Consider the following 15252-nt stretch of genomic DNA (forward strand, 5'->3'; position numbering starts at 1 on the left):
GCCCCGCCGCGGGGTAGGTTCTTGCTTGGAGGCGTGAGGGCGCCTGGTGGCCCCCGCGGTCTTCAAAACCGACGAGGCCGAGGTCCTCGGCCTGGCGGGTTCGATTCCCGTCCGCCTCCGTTCTATTTTCGAAGAGTGGACCCACGAAGGCACGTGCCGCGCACCGACGCCGTGCTCGCCGATCCGCGGCTGGTCGCGGAGGGCGGGCGGCTGGGCTGGTCGGTCGTCAAGGACGCGGTGGTGCGGGCCCAGCAGCGGGCCCGGCTCGGCGAGATCGCCCCCGAGCAGGTCGCGGACGCGGCCCTCGCGGCGCTTCCCGCGCAGGCCGCCAGCCTGCGCGCGGTGATCAACGCGACCGGCGTGCTGATCCACACCAACCTCGGCAGGGCGCCGCTGTCGCCCGCCGCGGTCGAGGCGATGGCGGCCGCGGCCGGTGCCGCCGACGTGGAGTTCGACCTGGAGACCGGGGCCAGGGCCCGCCGCGGGCGGGGCGCGATGGAGGCTCTCGCGCGCGCCGTCCCTGCCGCCGAGGACGTGCACGTCGTCAACAACAACGCCGCCGCGCTCGTCCTGGTGGCCACCGTGCTCGCCGCAGGGCGGGAGATCGTGATCAGCCGCGGCGAGCTGGTGGAGATCGGCGACGGATTCCGCATTCCCGACCTGCTCGTCTCCACAGGGGCGCGGCTGCGCGAGGTCGGCACCACCAACCGCACCTCGTGCGGCGACTACGCGGCGGCCGTGGGGCCGGAGACCGGATGCGTGCTCAAGGTGCACCCGTCGAACTTCCGTGTCGAAGGTTTCACCGGCGCCGCCGAGGTGGCGGAGCTGACCGGGCTGGGCGTGCCCGTCGTGGCCGACATCGGTTCGGGCCTGCTCGCCCGCGAGCCGCTGCTGCCCGCCGAGCCCGACGCGACGACCGTGCTCCAGGCGGGGGCGGATCTCGTGACCGCCAGCGGCGACAAGCTGCTGGGCGGACCGCAGGCGGGGCTCCTGCTCGGCCGCCGTGACCTGGTCGAACGGTGCAGGCGGCACCCGCTGGCCCGCGCGCTGCGGGTCGACAAGCTGACGCTGGCGGCGCTGGAGGCGACACTCCGGGGCCCCGCCGTCCCGGTCCGCCAGGCGCTGCACGCCGATCCCGCGGCGCTCGCCGACCGGGCGGAGGCGCTCGCCGACAAGCTGGCCGGCGCGGGGATCGAGGCGCGAGCCGTGCCGAGCAGGGCCGCCGTCGGGGGCGGGGGAGCGCCGGGCGTCACGCTGGCGAGCGCCGCCGTGAGCCTGCCCGAGTGGTTCGCTGTACCGCTGCGAACCGGCGATCCCCCCGTCGTCGGCCGGATCGAGGGCGGGAGACTGCTGCTCGACCTCCGTACCGTCGCCGGCGACCGTGACGGCGATGTGGCCCGCGCGATCCTCGAGGTGAGCGGCTGATGGACGTCGTCGCCACGGCGGGTCACGTCGACCACGGCAAGTCCACGCTCGTGCGGGCGCTCACCGGGATGGAGCCCGACCGGCTGGAGGAGGAGCGGCGGCGGGGGCTGACGATCGAGCTCGGCTACGCCTGGACGACCCTCCCCTCGGGGCGGCGCCTCGCCTTCGTGGACGTGCCGGGCCACGAGCGGTTTCTCGGCACGATGCTGGCCGGGGTGGGCCCGGTGCCGGCCGTCATGTTCGTGGTGGCCGCCGACGAGGGCTGGATGCCGCAGTCCGAGGAGCACCTGGTGGCACTCGAGGCCCTCGGCGTACGGCACTGCCTGCTCGCGGTGACACGCGCCGACCTCGCCGACCCGGCCCCGGCGATCGAGCAGGCACGGACCCGCATGGCCGCCGCCGGCCTCGGTGGCGCGGGCCTGGACGCGGGCGGTGCGGCGGGCTTGGATGGCGCGGGTCTGGACGGGGCCGGTGGGGTGGCGGGGCCGGGTCGCGTCGAGGCGGTGGGGGTGAGCGGACGCACCGGCCAGGGGCTCGGCGAGCTGCGGGAGGCCCTGGAGCGGCTGGTCGCCGGGCTGCCCGCGCCCGATCCAGGGGCGCCGGTCCGGCTGTGGATCGACCGCGTGTTCACCGTGACGGGCAGTGGCACGGTCGTGACCGGGACCCTGGCCGGGGGCACGATCTCGGTGGGCGACGAGCTGGCGCTCGGCGGCGAGCCGGTGCGGGTCCGGGCGCTGGAGTCCCTCAAGGAGCCGCTCGCCTCGGTGACCGGCCTCGCCAGGGTGGCGGTGAACCTGAAGGGCCGCGGCCTCCCCGAGCGAGGCGGGGCGCTGGTCACACCCGGCCGATGGACGTTCACCGACCTGGTCGACGTCCGGATCTCACCTGTCGGAGCCCTCGTGGGTCCCGGCCGCGGACAGGGTGAGCGGCACCTGCCCAGGCGGCTCACCGCGCACATCGGGTCGGCGGCGGTGGCGTGCGAGGTGCGGCCGCTCGGCGGGCACGTCGTGCGGCTGCGCCTGGCCGTCCCGCTCCCGCTCCACCTCGGGGACGTGCTGCTGTTGCGCGACCCGGGCCGCGACAGGGCCGAGGTTCGGGTGCTGGCGGGGGCGAGCGTGCTCGACGTGCGGCCGCCGGAGCTCGGCCGCCGGGGGGCGGCGCGGGCGCGCGCGGCGCGGCTGGAGTCGGCCACGCCCGACGCGACCTCCGTCCTGCGCACCCATCGGCTGCTGCGCGCCGCCGACCTGATCGCGATGGCCGGGGCTACAGGAGGGCACCCGGTCTGCGGCGACTGGTACGCCGACCCCGAGCACTGGGCGCGGCTGGCCAGGCGGCTGGCCGAGGTGGCCCGGCGGTACGCGGTGGAGCATCCGCTGGAGCCCGGCATGCCGGTCGAGGCGGCCAGGCACGAGCTCGGCCTGCCCGACCGGCGGCTGGTCGTCGCGCTGGTGCGCCCGCCGCTCACAGTCGCCGAGGGTCGCGTCCTCGCCGAGCCTTCCGGGCGGACTTCCGGCCTGCCCGTGCCGGTGGCCCGGGCCGTCGCGCGGCTGAGGGCCGAGCTGTCGGCGCACCCCTACCAGGCGCCGGAGACGTCGCGGCTGGCCCAGCTGGGGCTGGGCACAAGGGAGCTGGCGGCGGCGGTACGGGCGGGGAGCCTGCTGCGCGTGACCGAAGGTGTGGTGCTGCTGCCCGGCGCGGACAGCGGGGCGGCGGAGCTGCTGAGGCGGCTGCCGCAGCCTTTCACGGTCAGCCAGGCCAGGCGCGCCCTCGACACCAGCCGAAGGGTCGCGGTGCCACTGCTGGAACACCTCGACCGGAGCGGGATCACCGAACGGGTGGACGAGATCCACCGCCGCTGCCGATGACCGAAGGGGGCGGCGCCGCAGCGGCTCGAGCAGGCCGTGACGCCGGTCGAGGCCACGCCGCTACGCGGACACGGGCCCGCGATCGCGCATCCTGAGGGCGACGCCGTTTGAACGATTCGTGTGCCCTTGCCAGGGAATATTACGGTTGTCACGCGACCGCGTGGCAGGGGACTCACGTCTTCCAAGGAGGATGTCATGATCATCCTCGGTGTGATACTGGTGGTGCTCGGGTGGCTGCTCGGCATTTCGATCCTGTACACGATCGGCGCCATTCTCCTTGTCATCGGCCTCGTGCTGCTGTTGCTGGGCGCGGTCGGACGTCCGGTCGGCGGCCGGCGGTACTGGTTCTGAGCAGGGCGCGATCCCCGGACGGCCCGCGCGGCGGGCGCCGGCGTCGAGGGGGGTGCCGAGAGGCGGGTGGCGAAGGCGCCTCTAGGTGGCGTCCATCATGCGGTTCGCCCAGGCCCAGGCGGTGATCTCGACCCGGTTGCGCACCCGGAGCTTGGTCTGGATGCCGGAGATGTGGCCCTTGACCGTGCTCAGGGAAATGAACAACTCGGCGGCGATCTCCTGGTTGGTGCGGCCTCTGGCGACGGCCATGACGACTTCGGCCTCCCGTTCGGACAACGGACTGGCGGGCTCGCGGGCGGCCGGAGCGCCGGCGGACCTCAAGTGACGCAGCAGGCGCAGGGTGACCGAGGGCGAGATCAGGGCGTCCCCGGCGTTGGCGGCCCGCACGGCCTCGACGAGCAGGCCAGGGCCCGCGTCCTTCAGGACGAAGCCGACCGCGCCGCCGTGCAGCGCGCCGTAGACGTACTCGTCGAGGTCGAAGGTCGTGACCACGATCACGCGGAGCGGGGAGGAGACACCGGGGCCGGCCAGAGCGCGGGTGACGTCGATGCCGTCGAGGCGAGGCATCCGGATGTCCACGAGGCACACGTCCGGCCGTAGCCTGCGCGCCAGAGTGACCGCATCGGCGCCGTCCGCGGCCTCGCCCACCACCTCGATGTCGGGCTGGTCCTCGAGGATGACCCGGAGGCTGGCGCGGACCATCGCCTGGTCGTCGGCGAGCAGCACCCTGATGGTCATCGGCGCTCCCACGCGGGGACGGGCAGGGTGGCGAGCACCGACCAGCCGGCCCCGTGGCGCGGGCCCGCGGACAGCGTGCCTCCCAGGGCCTCGAGGCGTTCGCGCATCCCCACCAGGCCGTACCCGGCCCGGCGGTGGTGCAGGGCCGGTGCCGGCGGGGCGTCGTCGACGACCTCGACGACGACCGCGTCGCCGTCCCTGGAGACGTCGACCATGACGGAGCGCGCGTGAGGGGCGTGCCGGGAGATGTTGGTCAGCGACTCCTGAACGACCCGGTAGACGGTGCTGCTCACTTCGGGCGGCCACCCCGACGTGTCCTCGTCGCCGGGCAGCCGCAGGCGTACGGCCGGCCCCTCGAAGCGGGTGACCAGGTCGCTGAGCCGTTCGGCGCCGAGCGTGGCAAGGGCCGCGTCGTCGGCGTCGCGCAGCAGGCCGACGAGGCGGCGCATGGCGGCCAGCGCGTCGGAGCCCGCTGCCTCGATGCCCGCCAGGGAGTCGTCCAGCCGCTCCGCCTGCTTGCGGGCCAGGAGCCTGGCGGCCTGGGACTGGAGCACGATGCCGGTGACGTGGTGCGCGACGACGTCGTGCAGCTCCCTGGCCAGTTGCAGGCGCTCGTCGCGGCGTACCCTCTCGGCGGCGGCACGGCGGCGGGCGGCGAGCAGCCGCAGGCACAGCCCGGCCGAAAGGCCGGCGAGCAGGACTGCGCCACTCAGCGCGGTCACCGGGGGGAGGCCGGCCGAGGACGTGTCGGACGTGAGCGGGCCGCCGATGACCACCGCGAGCCCTCCGGCGGCGAGGGCGCAGGCCGGCGGGGCGGGAAGCGCTCTGGTGGTGGAGCCGACGAGCACGGACAGGCCCAGCGCCATGGCCGGGCCTGGCTCGGCCGGCAGATGGGCGAACAGGCCGGCCAGGACGGCCGCCCCCGCGACGGCCAGGCCGGCGACGGCCGCCCAGGCCCGGTCGCGCCTGCGGCCCAGCGCGATCACGCACACCACCGCTCCGGCGGCGCAGCCGAATTGCCAGTAACCGGGACCCCAGCTTTCCGCGATCCGGGACGCCTGGAAGGCGAGCGCCGCCGCGAACACGGCGCCGAGCACGACATCGGCCGGCCACCCCCGAAGCTGCATGCGGCTCAGGCTAGGTGATCGCCTCCTGCCGGCAGAACCGGCCGAAAGTACGGTCTCGGGCGGTACCGCCGGCCGTGATGACACCGTGCGGGCGGCAGGGGACGACCGGGGTCAATCCTGCGACGCGCGGCGGCGGGACCTGGCCTTCGCCACTGTCGCCACCGTCATGATCACCATGAGCGCCGCGAACAGCGTCGCCGATCCGGCCACCACGGGATTGACGAAGCCGGGCACCAGGTCGGGGCCGCACGTGGTGTCGTGCAGGGGCCACATGCTGTGCGATCCGCCGTCTGGGCCGCGATGGCCGTAGCCGTACAGGTCGGGTCGGGCCAGCCCGCACCGGTCGTCGGGGTCGGTCCACGCCCCGAAGGTGGTCGTCCTGAGGCCGTAGCCGTAGGCGGCGATCGCCGCGCACGCCGACGCGGCGGTGAGCAGCCATCCCGCCCGCAGCGCCCTCGTCCTGTCTCGCACCGCCGTCCGGCCGGCGCGGCGGGACAGGCCGAGGGCGGCCGGCACGACCAGCGCCAAGGCGGCCAGCGCGGGCACGGGCCAGGCGAGCATCAGGAGGAGGAGCGCGATGAGCAGGATGACGTTCATGGGAGCGCCACCATATCTCAGTATATAAGAGTTGACTTATATAAGCCGTGCCTGGCATAGTCTCCCGCATGCACGCCTTCGACGTTCTCGGTGACCCCGTACGTCGCCGCATCCTGGAGCTGCTGGTCGACGGGGAGCAGACCTCAGGTTCGCTCACCACCGCCATTCAGGCGGAGTTCGGCATCTCCCAGCCGGCCGTCTCCCAGCACCTGCGCGTGCTGCGCGACTCCGGGTTCGCCAGCGTGCGCGCCGAGGGCGTGCGGCGGCTGTACGTCGTCAACGCCGCACCCCTGCAGGAGATCGACATCTGGCTGGAACAGTTCCGCCGCTTCTGGAACCACCACCTCGACGCCCTGGCGACCGAGCTCGCCAGGGGCAAGCGCGAACGCCGTAAGGCCACCGAAGAGAAGAGAGCGAAATGATCGACATCCTGGCCCAGATCAACGCCACGAGCCGCGGCGTCAGGCGCGACGACGAGAGCGTGACCGTCGTCATGGGGCGCACCTACCAGGCGTCGGTGGAGGACGTCTGGGACGCGCTCACCGACCCCGACCGCATCAAGCGCTGGCTCATGCCCATCAGCGGCGACCTGCGCGTCGGGGGGAGGTTCCAGCTCGAAGGCAACGCCGGCGGCGAGATCCTCGAGTGCGACCCGCCGCACCGCTTCAGGGCCACCTTCGGGGACGCGAGCAGCCTCGTGGAGGTGAGGCTGCGCGCGGACGGCGACGAGCGCACCGACTTCGAGTTCGAGCACACCGTCCCGATCGCGATGGCGGTCAGCGGCGCGGGAGCCTTCTACGTCGGCCCCGGCTGGGACGGCGCCGTGCTGGGCCTGGATCTGTTCCTGCGCGGCGAAACGGCCGCAGACCCGGTCGAGGCGGCCAACTCCGAGGAGGCGCAGCGCTACTCCAAGGAGTCGGTGCTGGCCTGGACGTCGGTGATCGAGAAGTCGGGCACCGCCACCGCCGAGGAGATCGCGGCGGGCAGGCAGGTCGCGCTGGACCAGTTCGCCCCCGGCCTCGACCAGCCGCTGTGATCCTGCGGGCCGGGTGGGCGCGGCGAGGCTGAGAGGGACGGCCGAACCGTTTCCACGCGCCAGGCGGCGCGGCACCGGAAGGCGCCCCGGCCGAGTCCGTGCCCTTCCTTTACCAGGACCACGGATCTCCCAGGTGGACCGTTGCGTCCGGCCGGGCACGTCTTCCAGTGAAGCGACCTTCGGTGGGGGATGACATGAAGGCAACCGACCTGGGATTGCCCGATGGGATCCGCGCGTGCCTGTTCGATCTGGACGGCGTGCTCACCCAGACGGCGAAGGTGCACGCCGCCGCGTGGAAGGAGATGTTCGACGTCTACCTGCGGGAGCGAGCCAGGTCGTACGGCGAGCCGTACGTCCCGTTCGATCCGGTCGGCGACTACGACACCTACGTGGACGGCAAGCCCCGTGCCGACGGCACACGGTCCTTCCTCGCCTCACGCGGCATCGTCCTGCCGGAGGGCAAGCCCGACGATCGGCCCGGCGCGGAGACCGTGGAGGGGCTGAGCAACCGCAAGAACGAGATCGTGCTGCGGCGGATGCGGGACGACGGCGTGCAGGCCTACGACGGTTCGGTGCGCTACGTCCGGACGGCACGGGACGCGGGGTTGCGTCGCGCCGTTGTCTCCTCCAGCGCGAACTGCCGCGACGTGCTCGTCGCGGCCGGCATCGAGGATCTGTTCGAGGTGCGCGTCGACGGCCTCACCGCGCAGCGCGACCGGCTGGCGGGCAAGCCCGAGCCCGACATGTATTTCGCCGCCGCGCGAGCCCTCGCGATGGCCCCCGGCCAGTGCGCGGTGTTCGAGGACGCCCTGGCCGGAGTGGCGGCGGGGCGCGCCGGCGGCTTCGGGTTCGTGGTCGGCGTCGACCGGGTGGGACAGGCCGCCGAGCTCACGGCGCACGGAGCCGACGTCGTGGTGACGGATCTGGCCGAGCTCCAGGGCCAGTCGTGATCAGCCATCCGGCCTTCCCCAGCGAGCCGTGGTGCCTGCGCGCCACCCACCTCGACCTCGCCGTTCTGGCCGAGTACGAGTCGCTCTTCGCCCTGTCCAACGGCCACATCGGCTGGCGGGGGAACCTTGAGGAGGGGGAGCCGCACGGCCTTCCCGGCTCCTATCTGAACGGCGTCTACGAGCTGCGGCCCCTGCCGTACGCGGAGGCGGGCTACGGCTACCCGCAGTCCGGCCAGACACTCATCAACGTGACGAACGGCAAGCTGATCCGCCTGCTCGTCGACGACGAGCCTTTCGACCTCCGCTACGGCGAACTGCACTCCCACGAGCTCCTGCTCGATCTGCGCGACGGGGTGCTCCGCCGCCACGCCGAATGGGCCTCTCCCGCCGACGACGTGGTGCGCGTCTCCACGACCAGGCTCGTGTCCTTCACGCAGCGCTCCGTCGCGGCGATCTGCTACGAGGTGGAGTCGCTGGCCGGACCCGTACGCCTGGTGGTGCAGTCGGAGCTGGTCGCGAACGAGCCGCTTCCGTCTCCCGACGGCGATCCCCGGGTCGCCGCCGCGCTGGAGGCCCCGCTGGTGCCGCTGGAGCACGCGGCGAAGGAGGCCCGCGCGGGACTCGTGCACCGTACCCGGCGCAGCGGCCTGTGTGTCGCCGTCGGGATGAACCATGTCGTCGAAGGGCCCGACGGCGTCCATGTGAGCGCCGAGAGCCTGCCCAATCTCGGGCGGGTCACGATCACGGCGTCTCTCCAGCCGGGGCAGCGGCTACGGGTGATCAAGTTCGTGGGCTACGGATGGTCGGGGTCCCGCTCGCAGCCCGCGGTGCGCGACCAGGCGGCCGCCGCCCTCACCGGCGCGGTCCAGACGGGATGGGACGGCCTGCTGGCGGAGCAGCGCGCCTACCTGGACACGTTCTGGGAGCACGCGGATGTGCAGGTCGAGGGCGACAGCGAGATCCAGCAGGCGGTGCGCTTCGCGCTGTTCCACGTGCTGCAGGCGGGCGCCAGGGCCGAGGGCAGGGCGATCCCGGCCAAAGGCCTGACCGGGCCCGGATACGACGGCCACAGCTTCTGGGACACCGAGTCGTATGTGCTGCCCCTGCTCACGCAGGTCGTGCCGGCCGCCGCCGCGCACGCCCTGCGCTGGCGGCACTCCACGCTGCCCCTGGCGATGGAGCGGGCGAGCCAGCTGAACCTGAGAGGGGCGGCCTTCCCGTGGCGGACGATCGCGGGCGAGGAGTGCTCAGGCTACTGGCCTGCCGGCACCGCCGCCTTCCACGTCAACGCCGACATCGCCGACGCGGTCATCCGCTACGTCGACTCCACCGGTGACGAGGCCTTCGAGCGGGGGGTCGGGCTGGACCTGCTGACGCAGACCGCTCGGCTGTGGCGTTCCCTGGGGCACCACGACGCGCAGGGCCGCTTCCACATCGACGGGGTCACCGGTCCCGACGAGTACAGCGCCATCGCCGACGACAACGTCTACACCAACCTGATGGCCCAGCAGAACCTGCACGCCGCCGCCGAGGCCGCGCGCCGCCATCCGGAACGCGCCAGAGAGCTGGGCATCGACGCCGAGGAGATGGCCGGGTGGCGGGACGCGGCGGAGACGATGCACATCCCGTACGACGCGGCGCTCGGCGTCCACCCACAGGCGGCAGGGTTCACCGGGCACGAGGTGTGGGACTTCGACGCCACCACCGACGAGCAGTATCCGCTGCTGCTGCACTTTCCCTACTTCGACCTGTATCGCAAGCAGGTGGTCAAGCAGGCGGACCTCGTGCTGGCCATGTTCAGGCGTGGCGACGCCTTCACCACCGAGGAGAAGGTCCGCAACTTCGCCTACTACGAACGGCTCACCGTCCGTGACTCCTCGCTGTCGGCCAGTGCCCAGGCGGTCCTGGCCGCGGAGGTGGGGCACCTGCGGCTGGCCTACGACTACGTGGCGGAGGCCGCTCTCATGGACCTCGACGATCTGGAGCACAACACCGGCGATGGACTCCACATCGCCTCGCTGGCCGGGAGCTGGATCGCTCTGGTCAACGGCCTGGCAGGGATGCGCAGGAGGGACGGCAGGCTGGCCTTCGCACCCAGGCTGCCCGACGGGCTGACCCGGCTCGGCTTCACGATCGTCATGAGAGGGAGCAGGCTGGGGGTGCGGGTGGACGAGGGCACCGCCACCTACACGCTGATCGACGGCGAGCCGTTCGCGGTCACGCACCACGGCAAGCCGGTCACTCTCGCCCGCGGTAAGCCGATCACGTGCCCGATCCCGGCCGCTCCGCCGGAATCCCCCGCGCCGCGCCAGCCACGCGGGCGCGAGCCGTCCCGCAGGCGCCTGAGACCGGCGCAGGATGGTCCTTCGCCGGCAGTGGGGCCCGGATCCGCGGGCGCGTGAGCAGGTCTGGCGCGAGTACCCGGAACGGGGCTGACGAGCCAGCCCGAAAAGCGGACAATGGGAGCAAATGACCGCAAAGAACTCTCGATGACCGCTCGGATGGTGAGGGATACGCCAATGGTTGACATCGATGTTCCGGTCTGGGCCGCCCGTCTGCGGAGCTTGCGCCGCGGCCGGCTGTGGAGCCGCAGGGAACTGGGGAAGCGGATGGCCGACGCGGCGGACGAGACGTCGCGCGACCGGCTGCCCGCACAGGAGACGCTCGCCTGGATGATCCAGCTCTGGGAGGCCGGAGAGGGCCGGCCCGACGAGCGGTATGCGGAGCTGCTCTGCCGGGCCTTCGGCGTGGACGAGAAGGAACTGTTCGTCGGAGAAGCCACCGGCACCACCCTGTGGCACCACCTGACGGGCATCCCGCTGATGCCGGGGATGTTCACTGCCGACGAGGAGGAGCGCACCGGCCGGGCGATCGAGCAGCCCCAGCGGGCCGACGAGGGAACGGTCGGCTACTTCAGGGCGATCCTGGACGCCTACACCCGTACCGACCTGCGGCCGGCTGACCTGATCAACGTCCTGCGGCCGGTCTTCGCGGGGATCGAGGAGTTCCACCGCGACAGCAGTGCGCCTGTCAGGCGCGCCTTCCTCCTGCTCGCCGCGGAGAACGCGGAGCTGATCAGCCGCATGCACCACGAGGCAGGCGACCCTGGCGGGGCGCTTACCTGGTCGGATGAGGCCATACACGACGCTCGCGAAGCGGCGGACACGCTGCTCGAGGCCTACACGCTCGCCCAGCGCGGCGGTCTTTCCGACGTCGGCGGCAGTCCCGGGCAGCTCGTCGCCCTGGCCGTCGCGGCCCGCGAACGAGCCGACCTCCCTCCGCACATGGACGCGCTGTCCCGGCACCACGAAGCGCAGGGCCATGCCCTCGCCGGAGATCTGGACATGTGCCATCGACGGCTGGAGGAGTCAGCCCAGTCGCTCGCGGAACCGGGCGACGACACGCCCTACCGGTTCGACTGTTCCGCCGAGGCCCACAACACGCTGTGCGTCGGGTGTCTCGTCGATCTGGGCCGGGCCAGGGGCGCGATCGAACTGCTGGAGGCGGGACCGCCGAAGGCGCCGATGACGTACGCCAGCGCCTACGCCCTGGCTCGCATGGCCCACGCCTTCGCCGACGCCCACGAGCGCGAGCGGTCGGTCGAGACGGCCCGCCAGGCTCTCGCCGTGGCCAGGCAGACCGGTGCCCTGCGAGCCCTCAGAGAGCTCGCGAAGGTTCAGATCCCTCCTCAGGCGGCCAGACGCAGACGCATCCTGGTCTAGGAGCCGTTCCCTGATCCGGCGCGGAGCCGGACGACCAGGGCGAACGCTTCCTCAGCCGAGGTCGAAGCCCTTGGCGCGGACGAAGGCGCCGAAACCCGTACGCTGCGGCCGCGAATACTGCCGAGCCTTGTCCTCTGACCAGCCGTACGAGGGGTCGTGCCCGTACTCGGCCGGCATCCGCTGCGTCTCGTACGGTTGGGCCGCCGCTCTCCGCTTGTCGTAGTCCCCGATCCGCGCCTCGAGGTCGCCGTCATCGAAGCGGTCGACGTGCACCGTGACCGAGAGCGGCAGCCGGGGGCTGATCACGGCTTCACCCGCCGGACGCCCGAGCGCCAGGCCCGCGACGGGAAAGACGTGGTCCGGCAGGCCCAGAAGGTCGCTGACCTCCTCGGCCCGATCGCGGACCGAGCTGACCGGACAGCACCCGAGCCCCACGGCCTCCGCCGCCGTGACGAAGGCCGCCAACGCGATCGCCGCGTCGACGGCGGCGTTGAAGAACGCGTCGAGGTGGTCGTTGGGGAAGGGGCGAGCGCGCATGCCGTGGATCTGCCGCTGGCGGCGGTTGTTGCCGCAGATCATGACGAACGCCGGCGCCGCGGCGATCCACGGTTGCTCCCGCAGCAGCTCGTCGAGCGCGGCGCGGACGGCCTCGTCCTCGATGACGATGATGTCGCGCTGCTGGAGGTCGCTCTTGCTCGGCGCCGACAGCGCCACCGCGCACAGCAGCCGCACGAGCCCCGGATCCACCGGGCGATCGGCGAAGTCACGGCACGACGCCCGCCCCGCCAGCGGCGCCAGCACGTCGGCCGCCGACCGGTCCGGCACGTCGGGCACCTCGCCGAACCGCGCGTGAAGATCGTCACGAAGCCCCATCGTGCTCCTCTCAGGCTTGAATCCGGACGTGCGCGAGGACAGCGATCTTGCTTGTGGCAGTCATCCAACGACACCACGAGGACCTGCGACAGGGCCAATTGCGGGACGACTGATCGGGCCAACCTCCATGCGTCCGCACGCCGCAGGGGGACCGCCCTGCCCGCGGCACGTCGGGAAGGCCATGGTTTCACCCCGGGCCTCTGGCCTGCGGGGGGAGGGAGGATGCTGGAATGTCGTCCGTTCTACTGGGATCCGCAGGCCATCGCCGAGGCCTGCGGGCAGGGTGCGAACGACAGCTGAGGGGCTACGGGTCGGTGCCCGCCTGGACCAACGGAACGAAGCAGGCGGGCAGCAGCAGACGCTGCCGTTCCAGGCGGCCGTGCCTCTTGACGAACAGGGTGACCATGTCGGCCTCGTGCGTGCGGATCGGCATCACCAGCCTGCCCCCCTCGGCCAGCTGCGCGGCCAGCGGGGCAGGCACCCGGCGCGCCGACGCGGAGACGACGACGGCGTCGAAGGGGGCGTGCTCCGCCAGGCCCACGCTGCCGTCGCCCACCACGACCTCGGTGTTGCGCAGGCCCGCCGACTCGAGGTTGGCCCTGGCGCGCGCCGCCAGGTCCGCATGGCGCTCGACGGAGTACACCTGCCTGGCCAGCCGCGCCAGCAGAGCCGTCTGGTAGCCGTATCCCGTCCCGACCTCCAGGACCTCGTCCGTCTCCGACAGCCGGAGGGCGTCGATCATCCGGGCGATCAATGTCGGCTGCGAGGTCGGCTGCTGGTGCCCGATAGGGATCGGCTCGTCCCGCTCGGCCCGCGCGGCGAACTCCGGCGGCACGAACCCCTTGCGCGGGGTGGCGCGCACGGCGTCCAGCAGGCGCGGGTCGCATACCCCTGCGTCCTGGACGGCCTGCACCAGCGTCCTGGTCACCGAGCGTAGGTCCCGACCAGGGTGCCGGCCGCCAGAGTGTTCGCGTCGAGCTGCCTGTTGAGCTCCTCGAAGTCGAACCCGTCCGCCAGGCGCGTTTGGGCCGACAGGGCGTAGACGCGGAAGAAGTAGCGGTGCCGGCTGCCCGGAGGCGGATGCGGCCCGCCGTACCCCTGCTCGCCGAAGTCGTTGCGCCCCACGGCGTACTGTTTCAGGTCGGCGCCGACGTCCAGCCCCGTGGTCTCCGGTGGAATGCCGGCGACCAGCCAGTGGATGAAGGTGCCGCTCGGGGCGTCGGGGTCGTCGCACACCAGCGCCAGCTCGGCCGTGTCCTCAGGCACGCCCGACCACTGGAGCTGGGGAGAGACGTCGCCGGCCGCGCGGGAGTGGTCGCGCGGGATCTCCCCGTAATCCTTGAACGCGGTGCTCCGTATTGTCATCCCAGCCATGCCCACCTGCTGCCCAGCGGGCCCGAAAGCTATCCCGGCCGTCCAGCCCCGGCTTTCCGGCCCCAGCTGTCGGGCCCAGCTGTCGGACCCGGCCTGGCTCGGCGTGCGCGGTCCCGGGGCGCTCCGATAGCTTTCGGTTATCGAAGTGGCAGGTCGGCGAGCGGGGGCAGGAAGGGTGTCGGAAGCGGAGCGGCCCAGCGCGATCGGGCAGGCGCTGCTGGCGATCAGCGACCAGTGGACGTTGCTGATCCTGCAGCGGGCCTTCCTCCTGCACACCCGGCGCTTCGCGGACTGGCGTGACCAGCTGGGCATGTCGGAGTCGGTGCTGGCCAACCGGCTGAAGGAGCTGGTCGCGGGCGAGCTCCTCCGGCCGGAGCCCTACCGCGAGGCGGGCCGCGCGCGCACCGAGTACCTGCTGACCGAGCGGGCCATCGAGCTGTGGCCGATGCTCGTCGAGATCTGGTCGTGGGAGCGCCGGTGGGTGCCGCGGCGCCACAGCCTGCCCGAGTTGGTGCACGAAACCTGCGGTAGCCGTACCGACGTCGAGCTGGGCTGCGCGAGCTGCGGCCGGGCGCCGGTGACCGCCCGTGACACCGAGACCGTGCGGGCCGCGGCGACCTTCGCCCAGGTGACGGTGCCGCGCCACCACCGCAGGACGGTCCGCGGCGAGGCCGAGCGTGACCCGCTGTCGTACTTGCCCGACACGTTCGAGCTGCTGGGCGATCGCTGGAGCACGGTGATCCTCGCGGCGGCCTTCCTCGGCATGCGGCGCTTCGCCGATTTCCAGTCGGAGCTGGGGGTCGCTCCTTCGGTGTTGTCGAACCGGCTGCGCCGCTTCACGGAGCTGGGCGTGCTCGCCGTGGAGGAGCCGGGGGCGCGGCCCAGGTACCGGCTGACCGGCAAGGGCCTCGACTTCTTCGGGATCTTCGCCTTCGTCGTCGAGTGGGCGCAGGCGTGGTACACCGGCCCGCCGAACACGGACCTGCGCGTCACCCATCGTGCCTGCGGGCAGCCGTTCAGGCCCTGTCTGCGGTGCCGGTCGTGCGGGCGGGCGATCAGCCGTACCGAGGTGCACTTCGTCGTGCCCGAGGTCCTGCCGGAACGGCGGCTGCCGCTCGCCGGGACCGCGTGACGCCGGCGCCTGCCCGCGGCCTTGCGGGACAGCCGGGCCCACGGGCCTCGGCCGGGCGCGTC

Annotated in this window: 15 protein-coding genes and 1 tRNA gene; 10 read left to right on the top strand and 6 right to left on the bottom strand. The window is 72.8% G+C overall.

Annotation, left to right across the window (positions count from 1 at the left end; genetic code table 11):
- Positions 1-27 precede the first annotated feature (27 nt).
- The 4 genes from AC3EO4_RS12680 to AC3EO4_RS12695 all read left to right on the top strand — a co-directional run bounded on the left by AC3EO4_RS12680 (position 28) and on the right by AC3EO4_RS12695 (position 3641).
- Positions 28-120, top strand: a tRNA-Sec gene (locus AC3EO4_RS12680).
- 15 nt (positions 121-135) lie between these two features.
- Positions 136-1425, top strand: coding sequence for an L-seryl-tRNA(Sec) selenium transferase (gene selA, locus AC3EO4_RS12685; protein ID WP_431895526.1), 1290 nt, complete (start codon positions 136-138; stop codon positions 1423-1425).
- Complete coding sequence (locus AC3EO4_RS12690) at positions 1425-3290, top strand: SelB domain-containing protein (protein WP_379567998.1); 1866 nt, start codon at positions 1425-1427, stop codon at positions 3288-3290. The genes selA and AC3EO4_RS12690 overlap by 1 nt, the downstream gene beginning before the upstream one ends.
- A 195-nt stretch (positions 3291-3485) precedes the next feature.
- Entirely contained in the window at positions 3486-3641 is a 156-nt protein-coding gene (locus AC3EO4_RS12695) for a DUF6131 family protein (protein WP_379567997.1), read from the top strand.
- An 81-nt stretch (positions 3642-3722) separates the two neighbouring features.
- On the opposite strand, the gene AC3EO4_RS12700 is transcribed toward AC3EO4_RS12695, so the two are convergent.
- From AC3EO4_RS12700 to AC3EO4_RS12710, 3 genes are all read right to left on the bottom strand, one after another.
- Positions 3723-4379, bottom strand: coding sequence for a response regulator (locus AC3EO4_RS12700; protein WP_379567995.1), 657 nt, complete (start codon positions 4377-4379; stop codon positions 3723-3725).
- Complete coding sequence (locus AC3EO4_RS12705; protein WP_431895529.1) at positions 4376-5506, bottom strand: sensor histidine kinase; 1131 nt, start codon at positions 5504-5506, stop codon at positions 4376-4378. Before AC3EO4_RS12705 ends, AC3EO4_RS12700 begins: the two co-directional genes overlap by 4 nt.
- A gap of 111 nt (positions 5507-5617) precedes the next feature.
- Complete coding sequence (locus AC3EO4_RS12710) at positions 5618-6103, bottom strand: hypothetical protein (RefSeq protein WP_431895531.1); 486 nt, start codon at positions 6101-6103, stop codon at positions 5618-5620.
- Positions 6104-6171: 68 nt separating this feature from the next.
- Between AC3EO4_RS12710 and AC3EO4_RS12715 the strand changes: the two genes are divergently transcribed.
- The 5 genes from AC3EO4_RS12715 (at position 6172) to AC3EO4_RS12735 (ending at position 11811) form a co-directional block, all read left to right on the top strand.
- Positions 6172-6525, top strand: coding sequence for an ArsR/SmtB family transcription factor (locus AC3EO4_RS12715; protein ID WP_379567989.1), 354 nt, complete (start codon positions 6172-6174; stop codon positions 6523-6525).
- The gene (locus tag AC3EO4_RS12720) at positions 6522-7139 is read left to right on the top strand and encodes an SRPBCC family protein (protein WP_379567987.1); all 618 of its coding nucleotides are present in this window, start codon (positions 6522-6524) and stop codon (positions 7137-7139) included. The genes AC3EO4_RS12715 and AC3EO4_RS12720 overlap by 4 nt, the downstream gene beginning before the upstream one ends.
- A gap of 194 nt (positions 7140-7333) precedes the next feature.
- Entirely contained in the window at positions 7334-8089 is a 756-nt protein-coding gene (locus AC3EO4_RS12725) for a beta-phosphoglucomutase family hydrolase (protein ID WP_431895534.1), read from the top strand.
- A complete protein-coding gene (locus AC3EO4_RS12730) occupies positions 8086-10491 on the top strand; it encodes a glycoside hydrolase family 65 protein (protein WP_431895536.1) in 2406 nt (801 codons plus the stop codon). Before AC3EO4_RS12725 ends, AC3EO4_RS12730 begins: the two co-directional genes overlap by 4 nt.
- Before the next feature lie 117 nt (positions 10492-10608).
- Positions 10609-11811 carry an NsdA family TPR-like regulatory protein gene (locus tag AC3EO4_RS12735; RefSeq protein ID WP_431895538.1) on the top strand — a complete coding sequence of 401 codons (1203 nt, stop codon included), beginning with the start codon at positions 10609-10611 and terminating at the stop codon, positions 11809-11811.
- 51 nt (positions 11812-11862) lie between these two features.
- On the opposite strand, the gene AC3EO4_RS12740 is transcribed toward AC3EO4_RS12735, so the two are convergent.
- The 3 genes from AC3EO4_RS12740 to AC3EO4_RS12750 form a co-directional block, all read right to left on the bottom strand.
- Positions 11863-12684, bottom strand: a complete 822-nt coding sequence (locus AC3EO4_RS12740) for a nitroreductase family protein (RefSeq protein WP_379567979.1) — start codon at positions 12682-12684, stop codon at positions 11863-11865.
- A 304-nt stretch (positions 12685-12988) separates the two neighbouring features.
- Complete coding sequence (locus AC3EO4_RS12745; protein ID WP_379567977.1) at positions 12989-13612, bottom strand: protein-L-isoaspartate(D-aspartate) O-methyltransferase; 624 nt, start codon at positions 13610-13612, stop codon at positions 12989-12991.
- Positions 13609-14049: a YbhB/YbcL family Raf kinase inhibitor-like protein gene (locus AC3EO4_RS12750; protein WP_431895540.1), complete on the bottom strand. Its 441-nt coding sequence runs from the start codon at positions 14047-14049 to the stop codon at positions 13609-13611. Before AC3EO4_RS12750 ends, AC3EO4_RS12745 begins: the two co-directional genes overlap by 4 nt.
- Before the next feature lie 184 nt (positions 14050-14233).
- Between AC3EO4_RS12750 and AC3EO4_RS12755 the strand changes: the two genes are divergently transcribed.
- Positions 14234-15190: a winged helix-turn-helix transcriptional regulator gene (locus AC3EO4_RS12755; RefSeq protein ID WP_431895542.1), complete on the top strand. Its 957-nt coding sequence runs from the start codon at positions 14234-14236 to the stop codon at positions 15188-15190.
- Positions 15191-15252: the final 62 nt, after the last annotated feature.

The organism is Nonomuraea sp. bgisy101, assembly GCF_057708945.1.